We start from the raw sequence: 25,744 nt of genomic DNA on the forward strand, positions 1-25,744 counted from the left end.
CCATCGTGCCGAGAATCTGAACCCATCGGGTAATTCGACGTGACTATGCGCTCCTATAGCCTTCGTCTATGGCAAAGACCTCCGCGGGCATCTCGCTGCAACAGCTCCACTACTTCGTGGAGGTGGCGGCGGAGGGATCCATCTCCGCCGCGGCCGATCTGCTCTACGTCTCGCAGCCCACGATGTCGGCGGCGATGAAGGACCTGGAGGCCCGCGTCGGACGGGCCCTCCTCATCCGGTCGGCGCGGGGCGTGACGCTCACCGTCGACGGCACCGAGTTCCTCGGCTACGCACGGCAGGTCGTCGAGCAGGTCGCGCTCCTCGAACAGCGCTACCTCGGCCGGCCGCCGGCCCGACGCCTGCTCGGCGTCTCCACGCAGCACTACTCGTTCGCCGTCGACGCGTTCGTGCGGATGGTGAAGAGCTTCGGCGCGGCCGAGTACGAGTTCTCCCTGCGTGAGACGCGCACGTGGGACATCATCGAGGACGTCCGCACGCTCCGCAGCGAGATCGGCATCCTCTACCGTGACGACGTCAACCGGAACGTCATCAACAAGCTGCTCCGCGATGCGGGGCTGGCCTTCCATCCGTTGTTCTTCGCAGAACCGCACATCTTCATCTCGCGGAAGAACCCGCTCGCCGCCCGGGGTCGCGCAACGCTCGACGACCTCGCCGATCTGCCGCGACTCACCTTCGATCAGGGCGCGAACAACTCGTTCTACCTCGCCGAGGAGATCCTCTCCACCCTCTCCGCGAAGCAGGAGATCCGGGTGTCCGATCGCGCGACCATCTTCAACCTCATGATCGGGCTCGGCGGCTACACGATCTCCACCGGCATCATCAGCGACGACCTCGATCCCGAGATCGTCGCCGTCCCCCTCGAGGTCGACGAGAGGATCGAGATCGGCTGGATCGGTCAGGCCGCCCTGGGGCTCACCGAGCAGGCGCAGCGCTACCTCGACGAGGTGCGCGCCGTGGTGTCGGGCTTCGGTGTGGAAGTGGCGGGGTAGGGGGCGGGGAGGCTCCAACACTCTCGCAAGTAGCCGAAAGGGCAAGACAGGATAATCACCTTCGCAGCCGCTGCCTTTGATTCAGGCCTCCTGTAGTGGTGAGACATAGCTGCCGCTACGAAGAAGCACTGAGCTTGCGGAATTCAGGGAAGAGGCTCACCTGCACGGGGCCACCCATGCCCGACCACCGAAAACCAACTTGTCCCATCCCAGGACCGGAAGAGAAGAGATGGCCGTCCATCGTCGGACCGAGTAGAGCGGAACTCCGCGCCGTACAATATGCGACACCCACTACCCGCATGCAGCCACGCGCTTTAGCGGGGCGAAACGCGGCATTCCATCCACTGCCGCGAGCGATGGATGGAAAGGTCCACCCGTCGACTAGCTCGTCGGGCAGATCGTAGGAGTCTTTGACAAGCCGATTCGAGAGAACGTAAGTAAGGTTGTCACGACCATCGAACTCCCTAGTGAAGATCTCGCGGTTGAAAGCAACAACCGCCCGGTGAGCCGTTAGCAAGCCCTCCGGGAGACCCGGAGGTGGGGCGTCGCCAGCGATCGACGTGAGCGTGATGCTTCGTGTCGTCTCATAGCGAATGAGAGCGAATTGCGAGCCGACCGGAACCCGCGCCTCCACCATTGCGACCGCGGCGTCTCCCACCGAACAATAGAGTATCGACTCGCCAATATCGTTTAAACGCCCACGGTAACGTACACGGTCAGCGGGAGCTTCCCATACATCAGAATCACCGTTCATCTCTGCGATGGGTAAAGTGAGCGCACCACCTTGCAATTGGCGAGCACGCCACATCGTCCATCCGGCAGGGTAAGTACTTCCCATAATGCAAAGGGCAACGGGTCTACCCTCGACCGCGCCAACGACATCCAAGTATCTGGCGTAGATATCGTTATCATCGCGCGGCGGGTCCCCCCAGAACAGTCTTCTCCGCTCTTCGAACCGAGCCAAGTCGAGCTTGGCCAGGTAGGAGAAGTAATTGCCCTGAGGGTCGCGCACAGAAGAAGGCTATTCGAGGCTTCGCAGGTTCGACTGGTTCCTCGCCGAGGCACTGCGGAAAACAGGGTCCACCCATGCGATCGGGTGTAGCTCCACGAGCGAGCTTCCAAGATCGAGCGACTCTGCGCGCAAGGCGACACCCTCGCCGCGATAGGCAAGCGCTTCGACCTGGCACCTAGCAAAGCACGCACGCAGCTCATCCGCTGCGGAGTCAGCCTTCGCGCGTAACCTACTCGACCTGCACCAGTGACGTCCGCCGCGCTCGATTATGCACTCAGACGTCGCTCACCGTTACGCACCGCTCGACGCCGCCACGTTCTCCAGCGCGCACCCGAGAAGAACCGTACTGGCCCTGGGCAAGCATCACTCCACCCCGGAAACGCAGAAAACCCCCGGTGGAACCGGGGGCCTTGTCTGTAGCAGGAGCGGGGCTTGAACCCGCGACCTCACGATTATGAGTCGTGCGCTCTCACCAACTGAGCTACCCTGCCGCGACGTTCCGGCGGCGGACCACCGGATGCTGCGAGCCCCGAGTCAGGATTGAACTGACGACCCCTTCCTTACCATGGAAGTGCTCTGCCACTGAGCTATCGGGGCGCTGCCCGGAGCAATCCGGGCAACCAGAAAAGAATATCAGAGCCGAGGGCCCCGACGAAACACGGCCGGTCAGCCGCCAGCGTGCTGACGCAGCCACGGCAGCGGGTCGATCGCCGTCGTGCCGTTGTCGAGAACCTCGAAGTGCAGGTGCGCCCCGAACGAGTGGCCGGTGTCGCCCACACGTCCGATGAACTGGCCGACCTTCACCGTGTCGCCGGTCTTCACCTGCAACGAGCCGTACTGCATGTGGCCGTAGCGGGTCGAGACGAGCTTGCCGTCGATGACGTGATCGATGATGATCATCACGCCGTACCCGCCGCCGCTCTCCGTCGCGGTGCGCACGACGCCGTCGGCGACGGCCTGGATCTCGGCACCCTCGCCCGGCGTGAAGTCCAGGCCCTCGTGCATGGTGCCGTCACGCATCCCGAAGCCGTAGCTGATCGAGACGCCCACCTTGAACGGCCACTGGATCGGGCTGTTCGCGTTGTTCGTGAAGAAGTTCGAGTAGTGCGTGATGCCCGACTCGGCGGCGAGCTCAGCGGTCGACGCCGTGGAGTAGTCGCTGCGGTTCAGGGCCGTGACCTGCGCATCGGCCGGAGCCACGTACGCCTGGATCTCGTCGCTCGACAGTGCGCTCGAGGTGCCGGCTTTCGAGCCGGTCGCGATCGAGACGGATGCGGCGGCGGAGCTGCCCGCGCCCGAGACCGCCTCGGCGGGCGTCGTCATACCGATTGCCAGCAGCCCGACGATTCCCATGGCGCCGACGGTGGCGGATGCGGCCGTCGCACGCTTGAACGCCGCACCGCTGAAGCGGCGACGCTTCGCCGGAGCGGCCTCGGCGACATCCTGCCCCGCGACGGGCTCATCGGCGATCGCGGCCGCGGCGACCTGGATGGGGGTCTCACCCGTGAAGGAGAAGAGTCGGGCAGCGGCCTCGAACTCGTCGGCGATCGCGTGCGCTTCAGCTTCGTCGGCGAGAACCGCCTCGGCGAACACACGGGCCTCGTCGTCGAGTTCCGTCGCGACATCCGCGACAGGCAACTCGGCAGGGCTCGCCTCCGTCTCCGAAGCGACCGAGACTGTGTCGACGACCGGCAGAGCGATCGGTTCGTCGTCGATGGCATCCAGAGCGACGTCGATGGGCGTCGCCGAAGCGACGGAGGCCTGGGCGAGCGAACGCGCACGGCGGCGGGTCAGTGGCGCCTCGGCGACGGGCGCCTCGGGCTCCGATATCGACAGCGTGACCTCGGCGGCAGCGACGGGCTCCGGTACGACCTCGAGCACCAGCTCGGGCTCGGCGACGGGCGTCTCGGAGCGCTGCGACGACCAGACCGGCGTGGGACGCGCAGCCACCTGCTGCGCGCGGAGCTGTGCCCGGGTGAGTGGAGCGACCGCATCCGAGGTCCCCGAAGAAGCCGCCTCAGCAGCGCGGTTCCGGCCGGAGCGTCGCGTGGGAGCGGTCTCCGCCTGGGGATCTAGGGGGGTCAAAACGTGGTCAGCCTCGGTCTCGGTCGCACGGGAAGCGACAGGGAAAACGGAAGGAGATGCTCATCCTCGTTCGGGCAACGAAGATAACGAATAGGTAAACAATACAACCCGGAGCCTGAGAATGCCATGCGCGCGCATCAGTCTTCGAGTCGGGCGAGCAGAGCGGCGAAGAGACCCGGTGCCGCCGCGATCGTCATCTCGCGATCGGCACGCTTGCCGTCCAGTCCCGCCACGACGCCGCCGGCCTCGGTGACGATGAGGGCCCCCGCCGCATGGTCCCACGGCCACAGGCCCTTCTCGTAGTAGCCGTCGATGCGACCGGCCGCGACGCCCGTCAGATCCAGCGAGGCCGCACCGATTCTGCGCAGGTCGCGCGCGAGCGGCATCACCCGGGCGAGGCGCTCGAGCGCCGGCCCGTGAGTCGCGGGGTCGTATCCGAACCCCGTGGCCAGCAGCGCTCCCGCATCCGACGGCTCGGCGACGCGCAGGGCCCGCTCGCCCTCGATCGACGAGACGAGACGCGCTCCTTCGTCCCGCGCCGCGGTGAAGAGCTCATCGACGGCGGGGTTGTAGACGGCACCAGCCAGCGCCTCCCACTTCTGCGGGTCGGGCTCCCCCGACACGGCGGCGATGCTCACGGCGTACGCCGGGATGCCGTAGGCGTAGTTGACGGTGCCGTCGATCGGATCGACGACCCACGTGATCCCCGAGGCGGATGCGGCCGCGCCGCCCTCCTCCCCGAGGAAGCCGTCGTCGGGACGCGCCGCCGCGAGACGCTCGCGCACCAGCTGCTCGACCTCGCGATCGGCGTCGGTCACGATGTCCGCCAGCGCGGACTTCGTCGCGGCGATCTGCACGCCTTCGCGGCGCCGCCGGGCGGCGAGCGCCCCCGCCTCCTTCGCGACCTCGATGGCGAGCGATTGCAGATCCAGAGCGGAAGGCATGTTCCCACGCTACCGTCGCGCGGGGCGAGGGTCCGCCGTTAGCGTGGCGGCATGACCGTCATCGCACCGACCCATGACGTCGTGATTGTCGGCGGGGGCCACAACGCCCTCGTCGCCGCCGCCTACCTCGCCCGCGCGGGCCGCTCGGTCGTCGTGCTGGAGCGGCTCGACCACACCGGAGGCGCGGCCATCTCCGAGTCGCCGTGGGTCGGCGTCTCTGCGCGACTGTCGCGATACTCCTACCTGGTGAGCCTCCTGCCCGCCCGCATCGTCGACGACCTCGGGCTTCGCCTGACCCTGCGGCGCCGACGCTACTCCTCGTACACACCCGACCCGGCCGACCCGGCGCGCGGCGTGCTCGTCGACACCGGCGACGCGCAGGCGACGGATGCGAGCTTCCGCCGCGCGACCGGCAGCGCCGCGGAGTCGGATCGCTACCGGAGGCTGAACGCGCGGGTCGCACCCCTCGCGCGCACGGTCTTCCCGTCCATGACCGAGCCGCTGCCCACCGCATCCACTCTGCGCACGGCGCTCGGCGACGACGCGCTGTGGGATGCGGTCACGGCGCGGCCGCTGGGAACGCTGCTGCGGGAGAGCCTGGAGAGCGATCTCGCGCGCGGCATCGCGCTCACCGACGGGCTCATCGGCACGTTCTCGCACGCCGACGATCCCTCCCTGCGACAGAACCGCTGCTACCTGTACCACGTGATCGGCGGCGGAACCGGGGACTGGGACGTCCCGGTCGGCGGGATGGGACACGTGAGCGCGGAGCTGGAGCGCGCCGCACGGAGCGCGGGCGCCGAGATCCGCACCGGCGCCCCGGTCACGAGCGTGAGCCCCGACGGCGAGGTGCGCTACGGAGGGAGGGATGCGGGGGTCGTCACCGGGCGACTGGTGCTCTCCGCCGTCGGACCGGCCGTCCTCGATCACCTGCTCGCCGCGGCGGGAGCCGACGTTCCGCAGCGGCCGGAGCCGGAGGGCGCGCAGGTCAAGGTCAACATGCTCCTGCGCCGGCTCCCCCGACTGCACAATCGCCACGTCGCACCGGCGGCGGCGTTCGCGGGAACGTTCCACGTGAACGAGACGATGACCCAGCTCGACACCGCGTACACGGAGGCGGTCGCCGGCCGCATCCCCGATCCGCTGCCGGCCGAGATCTACTGTCACTCGCTCACCGATCCCTCGGTCCTGGGGCCAGAGCTGCAGGACGTGGGCGCGCAGACTCTCACTCTGTTCGGGCTTCAGGTGCCGCACCGGCTCCTCGACGGCGCAGACCCCGACGCGATGCGTGCCACCCTGCTGGCGGCCGCAGAGCGCTCACTCGAGTCCGTGCTCGCCGAGCCTCTCGCCGACTGCATCTGGGAGACCCCGACCGGGGCACCCTGCATCGAAGCGCGCACCACCGCGGACCTTGAGGAGTCGCTCGGCATGACCGGTGGCGACATCTTCCACGGTCCGCTGTCATGGCCGTGGCGCGAGGACGAGACGGATGCGACCTCCCCCGCCGCGGCGTGGGGCGTCGACACGGTGCACTCCCGCATCCTCCGCTGCGGATCCAGCGCCGCACGGGGCGGCGCCGTCAGCGGGCTGGGCGGTCACAACGCGGCGATGGCCGCGCTGGCGCTGCTTCCCGGCTGACGCGAGGACACACCCCGTCGCTGCACTGTTGCGTCGACCGGGAACGATCAGCGCGCAGCGCAGCACGAGCCGCTGCGTCGAGTACATGAACCGCGAATGATCAGCGCGGGGGCAGCGGCGGCGGGGGCGGGAAGCCCTCGTACCCGGGGGCCGCGGGAGGCTCCGACGGCGTGACCGGCGCTGCGGATGCGGGCGGCTGGGCGCCGTACGCCGCCTCCGCCGTGGGCGAGACCGTCGGGGGCACCGGGTGCCAGCCCGTCGGGTATCCCGTGTAGTAGGCCTGCCAGTCGGGCGAGCCGTCGGGGAGGACCGGCAGCGGGGTGACGCGGTCGGCGTACGTCGGCCACGCCTGGGGGGCGGCGACCGGCCAGGTCGGCGGCGCCGTCTGGGCGCGGGGCGCCTTGGGACCGAACAGCAGGTTGACCAGCGGTACCAGGGCAGTGCCGACGGCGGCCAGGATGGTCACGGCCACGACGATGCGCCAGTAGACGTCGTAGAAGTCCACCCACTCCTGGATCGTCAGCGGCAGCACGAGCAGCACGACGAGGGCTGCGACGAGGCCGACGGTCACGTATCCGACGATGCGGTTGAACAGGGTGGGAACGCGGACGATGGCCTTGGTGTACAGACGCACGTGGAGCACGGCGAGCTGGACGATCAGCACGATCATCAGGAACGAGAAGAACCGGGCGAAGGCGGTGAGGCCCTCGGCGCCGTAGCGGAAATCGTCGAAGGAGGGCCGCTCCGGCATCCAGGTGAGGAACGCACCGACGATCAGGATCAGCACCCATGCGATCATGCTCGTCAGCACGAACCACCCGGGACGCCGAGGGGCCAGATGCGCGTCGAGGATCGAGACGCCGGCGAAGGCGGCGAGCAGGAAGATCGTGAGGAACGCGCGTCCGACGATGCCGTTCTGAGAACCGATGAGCACCCAGACGACGCTGACGAGCGCCGCGGCGATCAGGGCGCCTATGGCGACCCAGATGCCGGCCCGCACGAGACGGTTCGGGCTCGACGACTCCGTGGTCGGCGCAGCGGACGGTGCGACGGGCGGTTGCGGCGCGGACATCACGGCTCCCTTCGCGGGCGCCCCTCGCCCGCCCCCTCATCCTGGCACGCCGCGCCGATCCGCCGAGGAGGGTTGTGGGCGGTGGGGAGCCCACCATCGACATTCCTGCCAGCGGTTACGCTCTTGCCACCGCACCCCGAGCGAAACGGAAACCTCAGCTTTCACTATTCGGACGGAAGCCGAGGTCGTCGAGGCCATGATTCAACGAGCCATCCTCGGCCGAGTCATCATTGCCAGGCCCCACGGCATCAATCACGAAGGTCGCCAGGACTGCGATAACGCACGAGCCGACGCTTGCGACGACAGAGACCACAGCCCACCCGAGGGTATTGTCCACCCCAACGACACCGGATTCGACGACGCCCACAAGCATCCAACCAACCAAAGGTCCGACTGCCGACAGTGCAACGAAAGCGCCCTTTCGCTCTCCTAGGGATCTGAGTAGGGGCAGAGTTGCCAACATCACAAATAGAGCTGTGAGGACACCGCCGGCCGCACCATAGAACGCGTTGCGCAAAATCCCATCGAAGTCAGCAATCACTCCCGCCGCAAACACCGATTGCCAGGCAAGGATCATCGCTGCGCACGAAACCGCCTCGACCACAGTAATACACGCGAGCGTCAGCCAGTAAATTGCCGCACCGGAGCGCATAGGCGTACTCATAGGCGGAGATCATGCTGGAGCATGAGTCGCACCGATGATCTCGGAAACGCAGGCGCCGGAGATGCAGAAGAAGTCACCCTGACTCCCATGATAGAGGGTTTGCCAATACTGCCCACCGCTCGAGTTCATAAACAATCCATACGCCTCGTGCGCAGGTATCGGCTGACGTGACCCATTAACCTGCATTACGCCGCTCTTCCAGATATTCACATAAACGGTGTAGCGAATTGCACCATATTGACAAAGCGGATTCCCGACCGTGTGGCTGATCTTCGTCTGATAAAGGCTCGCTGAAACCGCTTCCTCGCTGAATACGATGCCATCCACCGAGGCCGTGCCCTGCTCCTTGACGTTTCCAGAACTGTCGTAGAGATACGTCGTGCCGACGTGCCGATCCTGCTGGATCCATTGGGCCCCGAAGTCGATCTTCACGCGGACTCCACTTCGGTGACCGATGGTTGCCCATGGATCCCAGTTGAGCGCGGGCGTCATGAACCCGCGATTGTCACCACCATAACTATCTCCGAGTACACCCGCGCACTGTCCACCGATGCTCTTGAAGAGGTCCCACGCGACGCGATCGTTCGTGATGAACGTGTTGTACAGAAACCAAGATGCCTCGGGTTGCACAGCAAGTCGTTCAATCGCACCCTCGGCTTGACGCGACAACGATGCCGAGTTCGGCGGAAGCGTGTTCGCCTGCAGAATCTTCTCTGTTCCCGCCGACTCTCCGTTGACCGCTAAAACCGAGTAGGCATAGGTCTTGCCAGGCTCCAATTCGGCGTCGGTGAAGTGAGATTCTTCCGTCGTGGCGATGAGGGATCCGTCTCTGCGTACCTCATAGGCGCTCCCGTCGTCGGGCCATGCTACCGAATAGCTCGTCTCAGAGACGGCGGTCGTCAGACTGATCTCGAGCCCATCGGGATCGATAGGGGTCACCTCGTCGAAAGATCTCTCTTCACTCGACGACTGCGATTTGCCGTCAGTGAAATAGTTAACCCCTTCGATCCAATCCCAACCGTCCGCTCCCGGCTCGGGCGCATCCGACCTGATCTCCTGCGCAACCGGCGCGTAGTACGTCCTCAGTAAGACTGGCCTGCCGTCGCTGACGGAAATGAGGGCGGTTTGTTCGCCATAGTTGGGCGCATCTGCATCGATGAGTTCCACGGGTGAACCCGTGCTGTCGAAAACGTGTGTGAAATCTCCCGTCGGAGCTCGAAGCGAAATCGGAGCGTCGTCTGGATCGATGTCGCTCGCGTGAGCGGGAATCGAAAGCCCTCCGACGGCAACGACCCCTGCTGCAATCCAGCACAGACCATTCCGGAAAATTCGTCCCGCGGCATTTCTACCGCCCGGCTGTGCATGCTTCACAATCCTCCCTCACCCGATGCTCATTTGGTTCCTCAAACTCCCACTCTGGCGCATGGCGACTCGCAACGGGTAAAGATGAGAGTTTGCTCATACCAGCCATCTCAAGAGAGTGCCGCGACACATCTCGTTGGTGATGGCGATCACGGCACACACGGCTGCGCGGCGCTCGCGACACGTGGCTTGCCGCCGACAGGCTAGGCGCGGCGGCAACGATGAGGGCAGCGAGCCCGAGCGCCGCATCGGCACGGGCATGCTCCCCAGAACATTAACTACCGGGCACGGGTACGTCAGCGAATGAACGACCCTCAGCCTCGGTGTCCGCTAGGCACGTGGCGCCCGGCGCGCTCCGAACGGGTGGGCGAAGAGTTAGTCGCCTTCCCCAGGCTGGATGAGTTGAAACTACGGAACAAGCAGCCCGGTACCGACTATCTGGAGCGAGCACCTCGTACAGCCCTGAAGACCTATGACGCCCCCGGATCACTCCGAGGGCGTCATTTGGACTCGTTGCTTGTTCTCTCCTGGGGGAGAAGAGGGTCTCGATACCTGGTGGCGAGTGAGGGATTCGAACCCCCGAAGGCTACGCCGGCTGATTTACAGTCAGATCCCTTTGGCCGCTTGGGTAACTCGCCAAGTGCGCACCTGCCCAGCTTGTACAGTCGACCAGAGGCGCGATCTCCGATACTACCCCCTCGCCGACGTACTCAGAAATCCGCGGCGGGCCCGCGCGCGGCGGCTCAGGAGCCCTGATCGAGTCCCGACAGCGCGGAGGGCAAACGCAGCAGCGCGCCCTCGAAACGGCAGGTCGCGGCCGCGACCTCCATCGCCGTGTCGACCAGCGTCACCCAGGCAGCCTCGTCGCTCGGATGCTCGGACAGCAGCGACGCGACGGCGGAAGAGAGCACCGCGTCGCCCGCTCCCATCGTGTCGACGATGACGCCGGGGACGGAGGCGATCGGACGTTCGATCGCGACCGCATCGGTGACGACGCCCGCACCCTGCGCACCGCGCGTCGTCAGCACGGCCACCGCACCGAGCTCCCGCATCCGGTCACGTACGGTGTCCAGCGGTGCCGCGTACAGCAGCTCCGCGTCGTCGTCGCCGACCTTCACGAGATCGGCGAGCGCGGCGAGCTCCTCGAAGCCCGCGACGAATCCGGCGCGGTCGTGCATCATGCCCTCGCGCGGGTTCGGGTCGACCGCGAGCAGCCCGTCGGCGGCACGCACCGCATCCGCGAGCTCGGCCGCCTGCGCCGCGTCGTCGAGCGGGAAGCAGCTGACGACCGTGATCGCCGCATCCGCAATGATGCGACGCTCCTCGTCGCCGAAGTGGATGCGGCGGTTCCACGCCGCCTCGTTGAACACGTAGACCGGCTCGCCGCCGGCGTTGCGGGTGCTCACCGCGCGCGACGAGCCGTGCGGCGACGGAGTCGCCACCAGCTCGACGCCGAAGTCGTCGAGATAGGCGCGGATCCGATCGCCGGGCTCGTCGTCGCCGACCATCGCGATCAGCGTGGTCGGAAGGCCCAGCCGAGCCAACCCGACGGCCACGTTCAGGGCCGCTCCCCCGACGAACTCGCGCACTCCGGTGTCGTCGCGCAATTCGTCGATCAGCGCGTCTCCGATGACGACGACCCGTCCTGCTGCGGTCATGCCTGTTCCCCCTTCACGCGCCCGACGAACGCTTCAGCCCGTGCGCGTGTGCCATCGATGCGGCGGTCGACGCTCGCCCGGATCTCGCTCGGCGCGAGGGGGGCCGCCAACCGCACGGTCTCGTGGCACGACAGATCGGCGCACATGTACGTTCCCACACTGTCACCGCTCTCCCCCGCCTCGCCCGCCCGGCGCGCGGTGAACAGCGCGACCTGATCGCCGGGCTGCATGGTGTGGCACAGGTTGCACATCGCCGATCGCGCACGGCCGTTGCCCTCCGCGGCGCGGAGCACCACGCCCGCAGGCCGCCCCTCGGACTCGGTAACCAGGTACCCCCGGCCGCGCGAGCGCGGGTCGCGCCAGGCCAGGAAGTCGAGGTGGTCCCAATCGGTGAGCAGGAAGTCGTGCGGCATGGCGGCCACCCGGACTTCCTCCGGCGCCGCGTTCACGAACGACTCGCGCACCTGTTCCTCGGTCAGAGCCCGCATGAGACAAGTCTACGAATCGGCGCGGACGCCGGATGCGGGCCGCATCGGCCCATGGAAGAATCGCGGCATGGCAGATTCCTCGTTCGACATCGTTTCCAAGATCGATCGGCAGGAGGCCGACAACGCTCTGAACCAGGCCCGCAAGGAAGTGGAGCAGCGCTACGACTTCAAGGGCACGGACGCGTCCATCGAGTGGAGCGGCGAGTCGATCCTCATCAAGGCCAACAGCGAGGACCGCGCGAACGCTGTCCTGGATGTCTTCCAGACAAAGCTCATCAAGCGCGGCATCTCGCTCAAGAGCCTGGAGTCTGGCGAGCCCACCGCCAGCGGCAAGGAGTATCGGATCGTCTCGACGCTGAAGGAAGGCATCTCGCAGGAGATCGCGAAGAAGATCGGCAAGATCATCCGCGACGAGGGCCCCAAGAGCGTCAAGTCCCAGATCCAGGGCGACGAGCTGCGCGTGCAGTCGAAGTCCCGCGACGACCTGCAGGAAGTGCAGCGTCTGCTCAAGGCCGCCGACCTCGACGTCGATCTGCAGTTCACCAACTACCGGTGAGCCAGGGCTGAAGAACTTTCTCGTCACAGCTCGGCGGCTGCGACGTCTTCCTCGGTGACCGCACATCGCGGTCGCATCGAAAGGAAGACCATGACCTCGCTCGACCAGCTGCCCGCCGAGTTCGCCCGCCGCTTCAACGCGCGAGACCTCGCCGCCCTCACCGCTCTCAACGCCCCCGGCGCCGTCTTCGTGCCCGCCCCGGGTCAGCCGGTCACAGGCGACGAGGCGGTCGCGGGCGCGCTGGAGCAGTTCCTCGCCATCGGCCTGCCGATCTCGATGACCGTGCGCAACGTGTTCGTCAACGGCTCCGTCGGCCTCGCGATCGCCGACTGGACGCTCGAGGGGACCGCCGCCGACGGCAGCCAGGTGTCGCTCGGCGGCAGCACGGCCGACGTCGCCGTCTACGACGAGGAGCACGGCTGGCGGTACGCGATCGACAACCCGTTCGGTACCGTCTGAGCGCGAGCGGGCCGGGGCGGCGCCGGCATCCCGTCGCGCCGATCGCCGACGACCGCAGCGACGACGCCGACACCGCTCTCGACGTCGAGGCGCGGCTTCTGCTCGCCGGCGCACTGGCGGCCATCAACAACCTCCCGGACGAACTTCGCCGACCCCTTCTGCTGAGTGTCGTCGACGGCCTGTCCAGCGCTCAGATCGCCGAACGTCTGGGCCTCACCGCCGCCGCTGCGCGTCAGCGCGTGGCTCGCGCCCGCAAGGCGCTCGGCGCCTGCCGCAAGGCGGGTATGGAGGCAGCCGGCTAGGCAACGCCGCACATCTCGCGTGAGAACGGCATGAGAGTCGTTTCACATTCCGCCGCCGCACGCTCCGGGGTGAAAGCCTGGGGCGAAGCAACACCGCGCGCCGGGGATGTTCGGGTCATCGTCGTCGCGTGAAGCGCGATGTCGTGTCGTGTAGCCCCTCCCCGTCGCGGGAGGGGCTTTCTCGTGCCGGGACGACGGCGCCGTCAGGCGGTGAGGTGCGAGATCAGGATCTGTGTGCCGATGCCGATGAGCACGAGGCCGCCCACGATCTCGGCCGGGCGACGGAAGCGGGTGCCGATGCGGTGCCCGATGAGCACCGCGGCGAACGACAGCACGAAGGTCACCAGACCGATCGCGATGACGGCGATCCACACCGGGAAGTTCAGGAATGCGAAGCTCAAGCCGACGGCGAGAGCGTCGATGGAGGTCGCGACGGCGAGAACGATCGTCTCCCGCGTCGAGAGGCGGGCACTCCCGGCTTCTGCGCCCTCCTTGTCGGGGGTCAGCGCCTCCCACAGCATCTTGACGCCCACGGCGGCGAGCAGCGCGAAGGCGACCCAGTGGTCGAACGGCTCGATGAACGCGGCGAACGCGCTGCCGAGAAGGTATCCGAGCAGCGGCATGAGCGCCTGCGCGAGGCCGAAGGCGAGCGCGAGCACGAGGGCGTTGCGCACGATCTGCGAGCGCAGCTGCAGCCCCTTGCCGAGGGCGACCGCGAAGGCGTCGGCGGAGACTCCGACGGCGAGCAAGGGCAGTGCCCAGAACGACATGACGCTCCTGGTGGGGTGGTGGGAGGACGCGGGCGATGGCCCGCATCCTCCAGCCTGCCGATTTCGGAAAACCGAACTCAACTCCGCCGCACGATTGTCAGCTTTTCGGCTTCCCCAACATCAGTGGAAGCGTGCGCGCGCCCACTGCTCCAGCTGCGCGTACGCGACGCGTCGCGGCTCCGGCGCCGACAGAAAAACGTCGTGCACCGCCCCCTGGATGCGGGCCACCGTCACGAGCGGGCCGAGCTTGAGCGCGGCACGCGCGATGTCGTCCACCACGAGCACAGAATCGGTCGAGGTCATCTGCTCGCTCCAGCGGATCGGCGACGACGAGCGTGCGGAGAGGAGAACGAACGCGGGTGCTCCCACATCCACGCCGGCGGCGATGCGCGCGTGCCCCTCCAGCACGGCATGCAGCCAGCCGGGATGCGTCGCGAAGCCCTGCGCCGGCCGCCACTGCTCGCGGTAGCCCGGTATCGGCAGCACACCGAGCTCGGTCTGCGCCCGCGTGTAGAACCCGAGGTCGACGACGGGCTGCGACCCGCGCGGCTGAACGCGGGCCCGCGCCTGGATGAGGGGCGCGATGGCCTGGCGCCCGAACGACCCGATCTGGAACTCCAGCCAGGGACTGTTGAGCACGACCGCGGAGGCCGTTCCCGGGTGGCGTGCCGACCACAGTGACAGCGTCAACCCGCCCGTGGAATGCCCGAGGAGCACGAGTCGCCTGTTGCGGCGCGGCCCCATCGCGGCGAGCGCCGCCGCGATGTCGGCGTCGTACTCGTCGAGGCTGTCGGCGTAGCCGGGAACCTGTCCCTCGCGCAGGCTCCGCCCGTACCGGTGCAGATCGAGGGCGTAGAAGCGCGCTCCGAGCCGGGCCCAGAAACGCGCCAGCTCTGTCTGGAAGAAGTAGTCCGACCACCCGTGGACGTACAGCACGTCGACGTCGCGAAGCGGCGCGACCAACCGGCCGAACGGATGCGGCAGGTGCCGCACGAGCGTCGCCACCAGCGGACCGTCGTCCGCGGGAAGATCCAGCGGCAGGGTCTGCTGCGCGAAGCCGGGCCCGAGGATGTCGGGGACCCAGGCGCTCATGCCGTCAGCCTAGCGACGCGCGTCCGGGAAGCGACCGATCGGTCGCGAGCTCACTCGCCGCGCGAGATCGCCACCATCTCGTCGCGCGGCACGACCTTGATGCGCGCACGCTCGGCGGGAGCCCCGAGGGCGATCTCGTGCTCGTCGAGCCGGTGCCACCCCTCGAGGTCGGTCCAGCGCACGCCGCGCTCGGCGAGCAGGGCGGGGACCGCCTCCGGGGAGGCATCCTCGGGCTGCCACCACGAAGCCTGGCCGTTGATCAGGTGGCGCACGGTCTCCATCGCGTCGGACTTGGTGTGACCGATCAGGCCGACCGGTCCGCGCTTGATCCAGCCGGTCGCGTAGACGCCGGGGACGACCTCGTTCGAATCGGGGTGGAGCACCTGACCCTCGAGGTTCGGGATCACCCCATGGCGCTCGTCGAACGGGACGCCGGGAAGCGGCGAGCCGAAGTAGCCGACCGCGCGGTACAGCTGCTGGATCGGAACCTCGCGCAGCTCGCCCGTACCGGCGACGCCGCCTTCGCCGTCGGGACGCGTGCGCTCGTAGACCAGCGCCGCGACGCGGCCCGCCGCATCCTTCTTGACCTCGACGGGCTTGGCCCAGAAGTGCAGGTGCAGGCGCCGAGAGGCCTCGCCGCCGGCGCCGTTCGCACCCGGACGGGTGCGCCACTCCTGCAGCACGCGGTCGATGACCTTGACCTGCTTGTTGCTCGCGATCGCGGCGAGCGACGCCTCGTCGTAGTCGAAGTCCTCGTCGTAGACGACCATGTCGACGTCGCGCAGCTCGCCGAGCTCGCGCAGTTCGAGCGGCGTGAACTTCACCTGGGCGGGGCCGCGGCGTCCGAACACGTGGACATCGGTGATGGTCGAGGCCTCGAGCCCGGCGTGCACGTTCTCCGGGATCTCGGTCGGAAGCAGATCGACGGCGTGCTTGGCGAGCATGCGCGTGATGTCGAGGGCGACGTTGCCGTTGCCGATGACGGCGACCGAGCCGGCATCCAGCGGCCAGGTGCGCGGCACGTCGGGGTGCCCGTCGAACCAGCTCACGAAGTCCGCCGCGCCGTAGGAGCCCTCCGCGTCGATGCCGGGGATGTCCAGGTCCGCGTCGCGGATAGCACCGGTGGCGAAGATCACCGCGTTGTAGTGCTTCTTGAGGTCGTCGAGGGTGATGTCCTCACCGAAGCGCACGTTGCCGAACAGGCGGATGTCGCCGCGGTCGAGCACGTCGCGGAGGGCCGTGATCACGCCCTTGATACGAGGGTGGTCGGGGGCGACGCCGTAGCGCACGAGGCCGTAGGGAGCGGGGAGGTGCTCGAACAGATCGATCGAGACGTCGAACGCGCGCTCTGCCTTCAGGAGGATGTCGGCCGCGTAGATACCCGCGGGTCCTGCGCCGACGATGGCCAGCCGGAGCTTGGTCATGGGAGTCCTTTCGAGGGATACAGCGGCGTCGGGGGCGACGCCTCGAGCGCTCTGGTTCGCAGGCGCGGAGATCAGCTGCTGCGGTCGGCGACGGCGTCGGCGAACCGCGTGAGCGCCTCGCGGACCGCACCGCGCGGGAGCGGCTCCAAGGCGGCGACCGCCGCGTCCGACCATTCGTGCGCGAGCGCCAGGGTCTGCTCGGTGGCCGCGTGCTCGCGCAGCTCGGCCAGTGGATCGTCCAGCAGCGCCGGGTCGGCCCCGTCGGCGATCTGAGCCACGCCCGCGTCGATGCGCGCGAGCAGGTCGACGGATGCCGGATCGTCGAGGCGTCCGAGCAACAGATACGGCATGGTCGGCACGCCCGCGCGCAGGTCGGTGCCGGGCACCTTGCCGGTCTCGGCCGCATCCGCCGAGAGGTCGATGACGTCGTCGAGCAGTTGGAAGGCCACACCGACCTTCTCTCCGAAGGTCAGCAGCGGCTCTTCGTAGGCGAGGGGGGCGTGCGAGAAGAGGACACCGGCCTGCGCGGAGGCTGCGATGAGCGAGCCCGTCTTGTCGCTCAGCACCTGCAGGTAGAAGTCGACGGGGTCATCGCCCGCCTGAAGACCGACGGTCTCGTGCATCTGCCCGAGAACGAGCCGCTCGAAGGTGTCGGCCTGCAGCTTCATGGCCTTGTCGCCCAGGCGCGACATGATCTGGCTCGCGCGGGAGAACAGCAGGTCTCCGGTGAGGATGGCGACGCTGTTGCCCCAGACGGAGTGCGCGGCGGGCACACCCCGGCGCACATCCGCACCGTCCATGACGTCGTCGTGGTACAGCGATCCGAGGTGGGTCAGCTCGAGAGCGGATGCGGCATCGATGACCTGCTCGTTGACGCCGTCACCCAGCTGAGCGGTGAGCACCGTCAGCATCGGACGCACGCGCTTGCCGCCGGCCTCGTAGAGGTAACGGCTCGTGGCGTCGGCGAGGGCATCGGCCACGTGCAGCTCATCGGCGAGGTGGGCCTCGACCTTGGCCAGGCCGTCTTCGACGGTCTTCTGAAGTCGGCGGGAAACGGGACCGGCGAAGACACGGTCGGCGAGGCCGAGTCTGCTCGCGAGGTGCGCGCCAGGCGCAGAGGGGCTCCGTGTCACTCCTCTAGCCTACCCGCGGGCCGGAGAGGCTCGCCCCGCTGCGGGCCCTCAGTTCTGTGCGGGCTCGGCGAACGGTGCACGCGCGCGGTGGAGCGCCACGATGCCGAACGTGAGGTCGCGGTGAGCGACGTCGACCCAGCCCGCATCCCGGATCCAGCCGCTGAGCGTGCGCTGGTCGGGCCAGTCCTTGATCGACTCGTTGAGATAGTCGTAGGCGTCCGCGTTCGAACTGACGCCACGCGCCACGATGGGCAGGACGCGGTCGTTGTAGAAGCGGTAGAGGCCGGCGAACAGCGGGTGCGGCGGGTGCGAGAACTCGCACACCACGAGTCGGCCACCGGGCTTGGTCACGCGGCGCATCTCGGCGAGCGCCGCGTGCGGGTCGTTGACGTTGCGCAGGCCGAACGAGATCGTGACGGTGTCGAACGACGCGTCTTCGAACGGGAGGGCGGTGGCATCCGCCTCCTGGAAGGTGAGGTTCATGATGTGCCCGTGGCGCCGGACGCCCTCGGCGATCATCCCGGGCGAGAAGTCGGCGGCGACCACCTCCGCGCCGCTGCGGGCCAGCGCCACGGCGCTCGCGCCGGTGCCGGCGGCGAGGTCGAGGATGCGCTGGCCGGCGCGCGGCGCGATCGCGCGCGTCGCCGCGACGCGCCACAGCCGGTCGTTGCCGAGGCTGAGCACCGTGTTGGTGCGGTCGTAGCCGGCGGCGACCTCGTCGAACATGCCGCTGACACGGCCCGGATCCTTGCCGAGGTCGGCGCGGTGCTGGTCAGGGCTCTCGGTCACATCACCAGCCTAAGGCGTGCGTGCGCACCCCTCTCGCTGGGCCTTCCTCGAGCGGGGCGAGTCTAGGCTGGGAGGGTGATTCGTGCCTCGCGTCCTCGGCTGCTCGTCGAGACCCGCGAGATCGACCCGATCGACGATCTGCTCGTCTTCACCGACTCCGCCCGCCCGCTCGTGTGGCAGCGCCGGGGCGAGGGCATGGTGGGTCTCGGCGAGCCGCTCGCCCTGCCGTTCGCCTCCGACGCCGACGCGCGCGCCGATCGGTGGCGCGAGCTCGCCGCCGCCGCCGTCGTCGACGACCCGCTCGAGATCCCCGGCACGGGCCTCGTCGCCTTCGGCGCCCTGCCCTTCGACCGCCGCTCCGCCCGGCCCGGCGCCCTGCTCGTTCCTCGCGTCGTCATCGGACGCCGCGACGGGCGCTCCTGGCTCACCCGCATCCGCTGGAGTGACGAGGCCGCCCTCGCCCCCGCGGCGACGCCCTACGGCGCGCACTGGTCCGCGACCCTGGGTCCTGGCCGTCAGCATCCCGCCGGCTACATCGCCTCGGTGCGCGACGCCGTCGCGGCGATCGCCGCGGGCGAGGTCAGCAAGGTCGTCCTCGCGCGAGACCTCGCGGGCACCGTGCCCGCCGGCTCCGACCTGCGCCGGCTTGTGCGCGCCCTCGCATCCGGCTACCCCGACACGTGGGCCTTCGCGGTCGACGGGCTGATCGGCGCCAGCCCCGAGACCCTCGTGACCGTCGAGCAGGGCACCGTCACCGCTCGCGTGCTCGCGGGCACGACGGCGCGCGGCGCGGATCCGGATGCGGATGCGGCCGCCGCCCTGGCCCTCGCCACGAGCACCAAGGATCAGGACGAGCATCAGTTCGCGGTGCGCAGCGTTCTGGCCGCGCTCGAACCGCACACCCGCGCGCTGCGCTCGAGCGAGCAGCCGTTCACCCTCAAGCTGCCGAACGTCTGGCACCTGGCGACCGACGTCGAGGGTGCGCTCTCCGACACGGCGTCGTCGCTGGATCTCGTCGCGGCGCTGCACCCGACGGCCGCCGTCGCCGGAACCCCCACGTCGGCCGCGCTCGATGTCATCCGCCGCCTGGAGCCCTTCGACCGCGGTCGGTACGCGGGCCCTGTGGGATGGATCGACCAGGCCGGCGACGGAGAGTGGGCCATCGCCCTGCGCTGCGCCCAGTTCGACACCCCGGACGCGGGCGGCGACGTCTCCCTCACCGCGTATGCCGGTGCGGGGATCGTCGCCGCGAGCGATCCCGAGTCCGAGCTGCTCGAGACGCGGGTGAAGTTCCGCCCGATCGTCGAGGCTCTGGCCTGAGCGCTCAGCGCTCCAGCGGCACCTCGATGAGCTGACGGCCGCCTGCGGGAGAGGTGAGCGCCTGGTCGAGCGCGGCCCGCGTCGTGATCCGGCGGTACTCCCACCCGTAGGCGAGAGCGAGATGCTCCAGCCGCACCGACTGCGGCGTGTACTGCACGCGGTCGATGGCGGCCGCATCCGCGACGCGAGCGACTTCGAGCCCGTCGAAGATCGTGCCGCCGCCGTCGTTGCCCACGATCACCTGGATGCGCGGCTCCGCCTCCGCCGCCGGCAGCAGCAGGGCGCCGACATCGTGCAGCAGGGCGAGATCGCCCAACAGCACTCGGGTCACGCCGGGGCGCCCCTCGTCCTGGCTCGCGATCGCCACGCCCGTCGCGGTCGCGATGGTGCCGTCGATGCCGGCGAGCCCGCGGTTCGCGTGCACCGGAACCTTCTTGCCGCCCAGCACCTGATCGGCGACGCGGACGAGGCGCGAGGACCCGAAGACCAGCCGGTCGTGGGGCCAGCTCGCGCGCCACACCGCATCGACGAGCGCCGCTCGATCGAGAGGCGCTCGCAGCACGTCGAGTTCCGCGGAGACCGCCGACAGCCGCTCGCGCGGGACGGCGGAGGCGAGGCCGTCCGCGTCGGGTGCGGGCGGCGAGAGATCGACGGATGCGGCACGGGAGGCGCGCATCCACTCCCCCAGCCACGCACGATCGGCGTCGCCGGGCGCCACGGAGACCGCGTCGGCGGCGGTCGTGCGACCGTTGAGGTTCAGCGGCTCGCCGGGGCCGCGGATCGCGATGACCTCGACGTCGTCGCGACGCAGCAGAGCGGTGACCTCGCGGCTCAGCGTCGGATGGCCCCACACGACGGCGCGCTCGACGCGTCCCCCGAGCTCGGGATCCGACAGCGCCTGCCGGTAGCCGTGCACGAGCAGGCGCCCGAACCGGGCGCCGCTGACGATCTCGGCGATGAGCGGCCAGCCTCCCTCGTGCGAGACGCGTTCGGCGTCGGCTCCCGCATCCGCTCCGGCGATCACGACCGTGCGCGGGCCCTGCATCAGCAGCAGCGGAGCCGCTCCGGGCTCCTCGGGGACGTCGGACTCGCCGATCCCGCCGCCACCCTGGTACAGCGCTCCGGATGCAGGCTCCTCCTTTTGCGCGTCGGGGGTTTCGTCAGCGCCGGAGACGGCGAACCACGCGGGAAGGGCGCCGGCCAGCGGCTCGCGGAAGGGCAGGTTGACGTGCACGGGACCGGCGGGGCGGGTGCCGGCGCCGAGAGCGGCGTCGAACGCGTCATCGGCGAGCCGGCGGAACATGCGGCTCTGCTCGGACGAACCGTCGGCGTCGATCGCGTCGGGCACCGGAGCGTCGATGTCGAGACGGGTCGCCGGCTGGAAGAGCCCCGGTTGCCGCGTGGTCTGGTTCGCGCCGACACCGCGCAGCTCCGGCGGGCGGTCTGCGGTGAGCAGCAGCAGCGGAACGCCCGCGTGATGCGCCTCGAGGGCTGCAGGCATGAGGTTCGCGACGGCGGTTCCGGACGTGCACACCACGACCGCCGGAACACCGGATTCGCGCCCGATCCCGAGGGCGGTGAAGCCCGCGACCCGCTCGTCGATGCGCACGTGCACCCGCGCGCGCCCCGACGTCTCGGCGGCGGCGGCGACCAGCGCGAGCGCCTGCGACCGCGAACCGGGGCTCACCACGATGTGCTCGACGCCGCGCTCCAAGAGCTGCGCGAGCAGCGCCGCAGCCGCATCCGTCGCCGGCGCGCGGCCGGCGTCTTCGGGCGTCGTCATCTCAGCGCGGCTCGTCCTCGTCGGGCCGATGCGGCGCGGGATGTCCCGGTGCCTCCGGCGAGCGGGGGGTCTCGTCGTCGGAGTCGAGCTGTGCCAGCTCCTCCTCCAAGCGGCGGATGCGCTCGTCCTGGTCGCTGATCGAGCCGATCGTGCGGAGGAAGTCCGGATCGTCGTCGGGTGCCCGCCGCACCGGCGCCGCGTTCTTGCGCGCGCGCCCGGTCACGAACCACAGGATGCCGCCCACGACGGGCAGCAGGATCACGATGACCAGCCAGGTGCCCTTGCTGACGCCGCGGTGACGCGAGGCCGGTTGCACCGCGCAGTCCACGACCGTGTAGACCCAGAAGACGACGGCAACCAGCGCCAGAATGAGCAGGAGCCGGACCATTCCCCCATCCTAGGCCGCGCGGCCTGCACGGGCCCCGAGAGCGCAGGCGCTCGACGCGTAGGATGAGGGGGTGAAGGCCCGTCCCGCGATCGTCTATTCGTTGCTGCGCGTTCTCGCGTTCCTCGTGCCGTTCGCGATCCTCATGCTCTTGCCCGTGTTCCAGGAGCTGTACTGGCTCGCGGCCATCTTCGCCGCGCTGATCGGGCTGAGCCTGTCCATCCTCTTCCTGCGCCGCCCCTTGGCGGAGGCGACGGCCGATCTCGGCAAGCCGCGCGAGCCGCGCCGCCCGCTCGGTGCCGACGACGCCGAGGCGGAAGACGCCGCATCCGGGGACTGAGTCCTCAGCCCTCGCGCACCCGCCGCGAGCCGGGGCGGACCATCGCCGTCGCGTCGGGGGTGTCGAAACCGAACTGCCGGTACAGGCCGTGCGCGTCGCCGGTGAACAGCGTCCAGCGGAACTCGGCACCGGGACCTTCGTCGATCATGGTGCGCACGAGGAGCTTGCCGGCGCCGGCGCCTCGTGCCGCGGGATCGATCACCACGTCCGCCAGGTACGCGTCGTTGACGCCGTCCGAGACGGCGCGCGCGAAGCCGACCTGCGCTCCTGTCGCCTCGTCGTAGACGCCGACCACGCGCCACGCCCCGTCGATCTGCCGCTCGATCTGCTCCCGTGAACGCCACCGATGCCAGTACACCTCGCTCGAGAGCATCCGCCAGATCCAGGCGCGGTCGAGGCGAGCCGGATCGGAGTCCGCGACGAAGACCATGGTCGTCCGCCGCTCAGCCGTGGAGAGCCCAGAAGACCAGCGCCGCGTAGGCCAGCGAGCCGAGCGAGGTGAGACTCAGCGCGACCACCAGCTCCTTCGGCTCGCGATACGTCCACACGATCAGCACCGCGGGAAGCACCAGCAGCAGCACGAGCAGCGTGAGCCACGCCGGCGGGTAGAACAGCGCCAGGAAGATCGAGATCGCGAAGGGCACGAGCACGATCACGGTGAACAGCACCTGCGTCGCCCGCTTGCCGATCCGCACGCTCAGCGTCTTCTTGCCCGCCTTCTTGTCGGGCTCGATGTCGCGCAGGTTGTTGGCCAGCAGCACGGCGCAGGCGAACAGACCCGCGGCGACCGCGCCGAACCAGGCCTCCTGCGGCAGCGCCTGCACCTGCACCCAGGTCGTGCCGAGGGTCGCGACGAGCCCGAAGAACACGAAGACGACGACCTCGCCGAGCCCCGCGTAGCCGTAGGGCCGCTTGCCGCCGGTGTAGAACCACGCCCCGATGATGCAGACGGCACCCACGGCCAGGAACCACCACTGCTGCGTGCGGATGGTGAGCGCGAGGCCTGCCAGCGCGGCCAGGGCGAAGAAGGTCAGCGCCACGATCAGCACCGTGCGCGGCTTCGCCTTGCCGGCGCCCGTCAGACGCGCGGGTCCGACGCGGAAGTCGTCCGTGCCGCGGACGCCGTCACTGTAGTCGTTGGCGAAGTTCACGCCGATCTGCAGGAGGACGGCGACGGCCAGGCAGCAGAGCGCGAGCAGCCAGTGCAGGGCGTTGTCGATCACGAGCGCCGCACCCGTGCCCAGCAGCACCGGGGAGACGGCGAGCGGGAGCGTGCGGAGCCTCGCGCCCTCGATCCAATCCCCCACGCCTGCGCGCCGCACCGGACGCGGACCTACCTGCGCCCGCGCCTTCTGGGGGTTGCCCGAGACGCCGGGTCGCTTCTTCCTGGTCTTACTGGCCACGAGCAACAATCCTATTGCGGCGACCTCAGCGCTCGATGAGCGCCCGCAGCGCCCGGCGGTCCGGCTTGCCGCTGGACAGCAGCGGGATGCTCGCAACCACCTCGATGCGATCGGGTCGCGCCGGCGCTCCGAGGTCGGCGCCGACCGCCACGCGCACCTCGTCCAGACGCACGGATGCGGCCGCATCCGCTCCCGGCACGACGACGACGGGTGTCTCACCCCACCGCTCGTGCGCCGCGCCCACCACGACCGCGTCCGCGAATCCGGGGAGTCCCCGCACGACGCGCTCGACCCGGTCGAGCGACACGTTGACCCCGCCGGAGACGATCACGTTGTCGAGACGGCCGGTGACCCGCAGGCGTCCGTCCTCGAACGAACCGGCGTCACCCGTGCGGTACCAGCGCTGCCCCGCGTCGTCGCGCACGAAGGCTGCGGCCGTGCGCTCGGGATCGTCGCGGTACCCCTCGGCCAGCATCGGTCCCGACAGCTGCACCTCGCCGTCCGCGATCCGCACGCGCACACCGTTCAGCGGAACGCCGTCGTACACGCATCCGCCGCTGGTCTCACTCGCCCCGTAGGTGCGCACGATGCGCGCCCCGAGGGATGCGGCGCGCTCGCGCACGGCATCCGGAAGCGCCTGTCCGCCGACGAGGATCGCCTCGAACGAGGCGAGGGCCGCACGCACCTCAGGTGCGTCGGCCGCGGCGATCAGCTGGTTCACCTGCGCCGGAACGAGCGAGGTGTAGGTCGGCGTGCGTGCGCCGTGCGCGGCGGAGGCCATGCCCCGCGCGGCGGCGACGAAGCCCTCCGCCGAGAAGTGACCCTCGAGGATCGCCGGTTCATGCCCCGCCAGCAGCGAGCGCACGAGCACCTGCAGCCCCGCCACGTAGGTCGCGGGCAGCGCCAGCAACCACGCGCCCTCCCCGATCCGCGCGGCGGTGGAGCTCGCGCTCGCGATGAGGGCGCTGCGGCTGAGCAGCACGTCCTTGGGGTAGCCGGTCGACCCCGAGGTCGTGACGACCGCCGCGACCCCCGCCGGCACCGGCACCGGCGCTGCGCCGCCGAGGTGCACGGCGGGACCGGCGCCGTCGAGCGCCGCGCGCACCGCCCCCAGCACCCCGCGGGCGCCCGGCGCCGACGGGGGCCGGGCGGTCAGTAGTGCCACGGGTAGGGCGACCAGTCCGGCTCGCGCTTCTCCAGGAACGCGTCGCGCCCCTCGACCGCCTCGTCGGTGCCGTAGGCCAGGCGGGTCGCCTCGCCGGCGAAGACCTGCTGCCCCACGAGCCCGTCGTCGACCGCGTTGAAGGCGAACTTCAGCATCCGGATCGCCGTCGGAGACTTCGTGAGGATCGTGCGTGCCATCGCGATGGCCTCGCGCTCGAGCTCGGCGTGCGGCACCACCCGGTTGACCGCGCCCATCTCGTAGGCGCGCTGCGCGGAGTACTCCTCCGCCAGGAAGAACACCTCGCGCGCGATCTTCTGACCGACCTGACGAGCCATGTACGCCGAGCCGTAGCCCGCGTCGAAGGAGCCCACATCGGCATCCGTCTGCTTGAACCGGCCGTGCTCGGCCGAGGCGATCGACAGGTCGGCGACGATGTGCAGCGAGTGCCCGCCGCCGGCCGCCCAGCCGGGGATCACGGCGATGACGACCTTCGGCATGAACCGGATCAGGCGCTGGACTTCGAGGATATGCAGGCGCCCGGCCCGTGCCGGATCGGCGACCGTCGTCTCGTCCTCGGAGTACTTGTAACCGTCGCGCCCGCGGATGCGCTGGTCACCGCCGGAGCAGAAAGCCCAGCCGCCGTCCTTCGGGCTCGGGCCGTTGCCCGTGAGCAGGACGACCCCGATGCGCGGGTTCTGGCGAGCCGCATCCAGCGCGCGGTACAGCTCGTCCACCGTGTGCGGGCGGAAGGCGTTCCGCACCTCGGGGCGGTCGAACGCGATGCGCGCGATGCGGCCGTCGTGCGAGACGTGCGCCGTGATGTCGGTGTAGGAATCCGCCCCCGGGGCGAGTTCCCACTCCGCCGGGTCGAACAGTTCTGAGACGGTCAT

26 protein-coding genes and 3 tRNA genes are annotated in these 25,744 nt (G+C 69.3%); 7 read left to right on the plus strand and 22 right to left on the minus strand.

The window, feature by feature from the left end:
* Positions 1-68: 68 nt before the first annotated feature.
* Positions 69-1,010: a LysR family transcriptional regulator gene (locus EHF32_RS09165; protein ID WP_137417895.1), complete on the plus strand. Its 942-nt coding sequence runs from the start codon at positions 69-71 to the stop codon at positions 1,008-1,010.
* A 115-nt stretch (positions 1,011-1,125) separates the two neighbouring features.
* Here EHF32_RS09165 and EHF32_RS09170 read toward each other — a convergent pair whose 3' ends face one another.
* From EHF32_RS09170 to EHF32_RS09190, 5 genes are all read right to left on the minus strand, one after another.
* Positions 1,126-2,022, minus strand: coding sequence for a hypothetical protein (locus EHF32_RS09170; protein ID WP_137417896.1), 897 nt, complete (start codon positions 2,020-2,022; stop codon positions 1,126-1,128).
* Between the two features lie 417 nt (positions 2,023-2,439).
* A tRNA-Met gene (locus EHF32_RS09175) sits at positions 2,440-2,513 on the minus strand.
* Between the two features lie 34 nt (positions 2,514-2,547).
* Positions 2,548-2,619, minus strand: a tRNA-Thr gene (locus tag EHF32_RS09180).
* 69 nt (positions 2,620-2,688) lie between these two features.
* On the minus strand, positions 2,689-3,972 hold the full coding sequence (locus tag EHF32_RS09185; RefSeq protein ID WP_137417897.1) for a M23 family metallopeptidase: 1,284 nt from the start codon (positions 3,970-3,972) through the stop codon (positions 2,689-2,691).
* Between the two features lie 272 nt (positions 3,973-4,244).
* A complete protein-coding gene (locus tag EHF32_RS09190; protein ID WP_137417898.1) occupies positions 4,245-5,051 on the minus strand; it encodes an inositol monophosphatase family protein in 807 nt (268 codons plus the stop codon).
* Positions 5,052-5,102: 51 nt separating this feature from the next.
* Here EHF32_RS09190 and EHF32_RS09195 point away from each other — a divergent pair, with 51 nt between their 5' ends.
* A complete protein-coding gene (locus tag EHF32_RS09195; protein ID WP_192900633.1) occupies positions 5,103-6,689 on the plus strand; it encodes a phytoene desaturase family protein in 1,587 nt (528 codons plus the stop codon).
* 100 nt (positions 6,690-6,789) lie between these two features.
* On the opposite strand, the gene EHF32_RS09200 is transcribed toward EHF32_RS09195, so the two are convergent.
* The 6 genes from EHF32_RS09200 to EHF32_RS09225 form a co-directional block, all read right to left on the minus strand.
* Positions 6,790-7,761 (minus strand): hypothetical protein, encoded by a 972-nt coding sequence (locus tag EHF32_RS09200; protein ID WP_137417899.1) that lies wholly within the window; start codon positions 7,759-7,761, stop codon positions 6,790-6,792.
* A gap of 154 nt (positions 7,762-7,915) precedes the next feature.
* Entirely contained in the window at positions 7,916-8,413 is a 498-nt protein-coding gene (locus EHF32_RS09205; protein WP_137417900.1) for a hypothetical protein, read from the minus strand.
* A gap of 21 nt (positions 8,414-8,434) precedes the next feature.
* Positions 8,435-9,592 carry a DUF3238 domain-containing protein gene (locus EHF32_RS09210; protein WP_137417901.1) on the minus strand — a complete coding sequence of 386 codons (1,158 nt, stop codon included), beginning with the start codon at positions 9,590-9,592 and terminating at the stop codon, positions 8,435-8,437.
* A gap of 748 nt (positions 9,593-10,340) precedes the next feature.
* Positions 10,341-10,425: transfer RNA gene (locus EHF32_RS09215), tRNA-Tyr, on the minus strand.
* Between the two features lie 105 nt (positions 10,426-10,530).
* A complete protein-coding gene (locus EHF32_RS09220; protein WP_137417902.1) occupies positions 10,531-11,445 on the minus strand; it encodes a PfkB family carbohydrate kinase in 915 nt (304 codons plus the stop codon).
* Positions 11,442-11,933, minus strand: coding sequence for an FBP domain-containing protein (locus tag EHF32_RS09225; RefSeq protein WP_137417903.1), 492 nt, complete (start codon positions 11,931-11,933; stop codon positions 11,442-11,444). Before EHF32_RS09225 ends, EHF32_RS09220 begins: the two co-directional genes overlap by 4 nt.
* Positions 11,934-12,000: 67 nt before the next feature.
* Here EHF32_RS09225 and EHF32_RS09230 point away from each other — a divergent pair, with 67 nt between their 5' ends.
* The 3 genes from EHF32_RS09230 to EHF32_RS16050 all read left to right on the plus strand — a co-directional run bounded on the left by EHF32_RS09230 (position 12,001) and on the right by EHF32_RS16050 (position 13,250).
* On the plus strand, positions 12,001-12,489 hold the full coding sequence (locus EHF32_RS09230; protein WP_137417904.1) for a YajQ family cyclic di-GMP-binding protein: 489 nt from the start codon (positions 12,001-12,003) through the stop codon (positions 12,487-12,489).
* Positions 12,490-12,579: 90 nt separating this feature from the next.
* Positions 12,580-12,948, plus strand: a complete 369-nt coding sequence (locus EHF32_RS09235) for a YybH family protein (RefSeq protein WP_137417905.1) — start codon at positions 12,580-12,582, stop codon at positions 12,946-12,948.
* Between the two features lie 161 nt (positions 12,949-13,109).
* Positions 13,110-13,250, plus strand: coding sequence for a sigma factor-like helix-turn-helix DNA-binding protein (locus EHF32_RS16050; RefSeq protein WP_238343846.1), 141 nt, complete (start codon positions 13,110-13,112; stop codon positions 13,248-13,250).
* A 203-nt stretch (positions 13,251-13,453) separates the two neighbouring features.
* Here the strand turns inward: EHF32_RS16050 and EHF32_RS09245 are convergent, their stop codons facing one another.
* From EHF32_RS09245 to EHF32_RS09265, 5 genes are all read right to left on the minus strand, one after another.
* A complete protein-coding gene (locus EHF32_RS09245; protein ID WP_137417906.1) occupies positions 13,454-14,020 on the minus strand; it encodes a manganese efflux pump MntP in 567 nt (188 codons plus the stop codon).
* A gap of 120 nt (positions 14,021-14,140) precedes the next feature.
* Positions 14,141-15,112, minus strand: coding sequence for an alpha/beta hydrolase (locus tag EHF32_RS09250; RefSeq protein WP_137417907.1), 972 nt, complete (start codon positions 15,110-15,112; stop codon positions 14,141-14,143).
* Between the two features lie 50 nt (positions 15,113-15,162).
* Positions 15,163-16,536, minus strand: coding sequence for an FAD-dependent oxidoreductase (locus EHF32_RS09255; protein ID WP_137417908.1), 1,374 nt, complete (start codon positions 16,534-16,536; stop codon positions 15,163-15,165).
* Positions 16,537-16,607: 71 nt separating this feature from the next.
* Positions 16,608-17,669 (minus strand): polyprenyl synthetase family protein, encoded by a 1,062-nt coding sequence (locus EHF32_RS09260; protein ID WP_137417909.1) that lies wholly within the window; start codon positions 17,667-17,669, stop codon positions 16,608-16,610.
* A 48-nt stretch (positions 17,670-17,717) separates the two neighbouring features.
* On the minus strand, positions 17,718-18,395 hold the full coding sequence (locus tag EHF32_RS09265; RefSeq protein ID WP_137419192.1) for a class I SAM-dependent methyltransferase: 678 nt from the start codon (positions 18,393-18,395) through the stop codon (positions 17,718-17,720).
* A 141-nt stretch (positions 18,396-18,536) separates the two neighbouring features.
* Between EHF32_RS09265 and EHF32_RS09270 the strand changes: the two genes are divergently transcribed.
* Entirely contained in the window at positions 18,537-19,778 is a 1,242-nt protein-coding gene (locus EHF32_RS09270; RefSeq protein ID WP_137419193.1) for an isochorismate synthase, read from the plus strand.
* Positions 19,779-19,782: 4 nt separating this feature from the next.
* Here EHF32_RS09270 and menD read toward each other — a convergent pair whose 3' ends face one another.
* Together menD and EHF32_RS09280 are read right to left on the minus strand one after the other, a co-directional pair.
* Positions 19,783-21,561, minus strand: a complete 1,779-nt coding sequence (gene menD, locus EHF32_RS09275) for a 2-succinyl-5-enolpyruvyl-6-hydroxy-3-cyclohexene-1-carboxylic-acid synthase (protein WP_137417910.1) — start codon at positions 21,559-21,561, stop codon at positions 19,783-19,785.
* A 1-nt stretch (position 21,562) separates the two neighbouring features.
* The gene (locus EHF32_RS09280) at positions 21,563-21,949 is read right to left on the minus strand and encodes a PLDc N-terminal domain-containing protein (protein ID WP_137417911.1); all 387 of its coding nucleotides are present in this window, start codon (positions 21,947-21,949) and stop codon (positions 21,563-21,565) included.
* Between the two features lie 70 nt (positions 21,950-22,019).
* Between EHF32_RS09280 and EHF32_RS09285 the strand changes: the two genes are divergently transcribed.
* Positions 22,020-22,286 (plus strand): DUF4229 domain-containing protein, encoded by a 267-nt coding sequence (locus EHF32_RS09285; RefSeq protein WP_137417912.1) that lies wholly within the window; start codon positions 22,020-22,022, stop codon positions 22,284-22,286.
* A 4-nt stretch (positions 22,287-22,290) separates the two neighbouring features.
* On the opposite strand, the gene EHF32_RS09290 is transcribed toward EHF32_RS09285, so the two are convergent.
* Genes EHF32_RS09290 through EHF32_RS09305 form a run of 4 tightly spaced genes read right to left on the minus strand, consistent with a single transcriptional unit; the run spans position 22,291 to position 25,744 of the window.
* Positions 22,291-22,716: a GNAT family N-acetyltransferase gene (locus EHF32_RS09290; protein ID WP_137417913.1), complete on the minus strand. Its 426-nt coding sequence runs from the start codon at positions 22,714-22,716 to the stop codon at positions 22,291-22,293.
* Between the two features lie 13 nt (positions 22,717-22,729).
* Positions 22,730-23,689: a 1,4-dihydroxy-2-naphthoate polyprenyltransferase gene (locus EHF32_RS09295; protein WP_443189847.1), complete on the minus strand. Its 960-nt coding sequence runs from the start codon at positions 23,687-23,689 to the stop codon at positions 22,730-22,732.
* Between the two features lie 25 nt (positions 23,690-23,714).
* The gene (locus tag EHF32_RS09300; RefSeq protein ID WP_192900729.1) at positions 23,715-24,845 is read right to left on the minus strand and encodes an AMP-binding protein; all 1,131 of its coding nucleotides are present in this window, start codon (positions 24,843-24,845) and stop codon (positions 23,715-23,717) included.
* Positions 24,842-25,744: a 1,4-dihydroxy-2-naphthoyl-CoA synthase gene (locus tag EHF32_RS09305; protein WP_137417914.1), complete on the minus strand. Its 903-nt coding sequence runs from the start codon at positions 25,742-25,744 to the stop codon at positions 24,842-24,844. Before EHF32_RS09305 ends, EHF32_RS09300 begins: the two co-directional genes overlap by 4 nt.

This window comes from Microbacterium sp. RG1 (assembly GCF_005347485.1).
In the GTDB taxonomy this organism is placed as follows: Bacteria; Actinomycetota; Actinomycetes; order Actinomycetales; family Microbacteriaceae; genus Microbacterium; species Microbacterium binotii_A.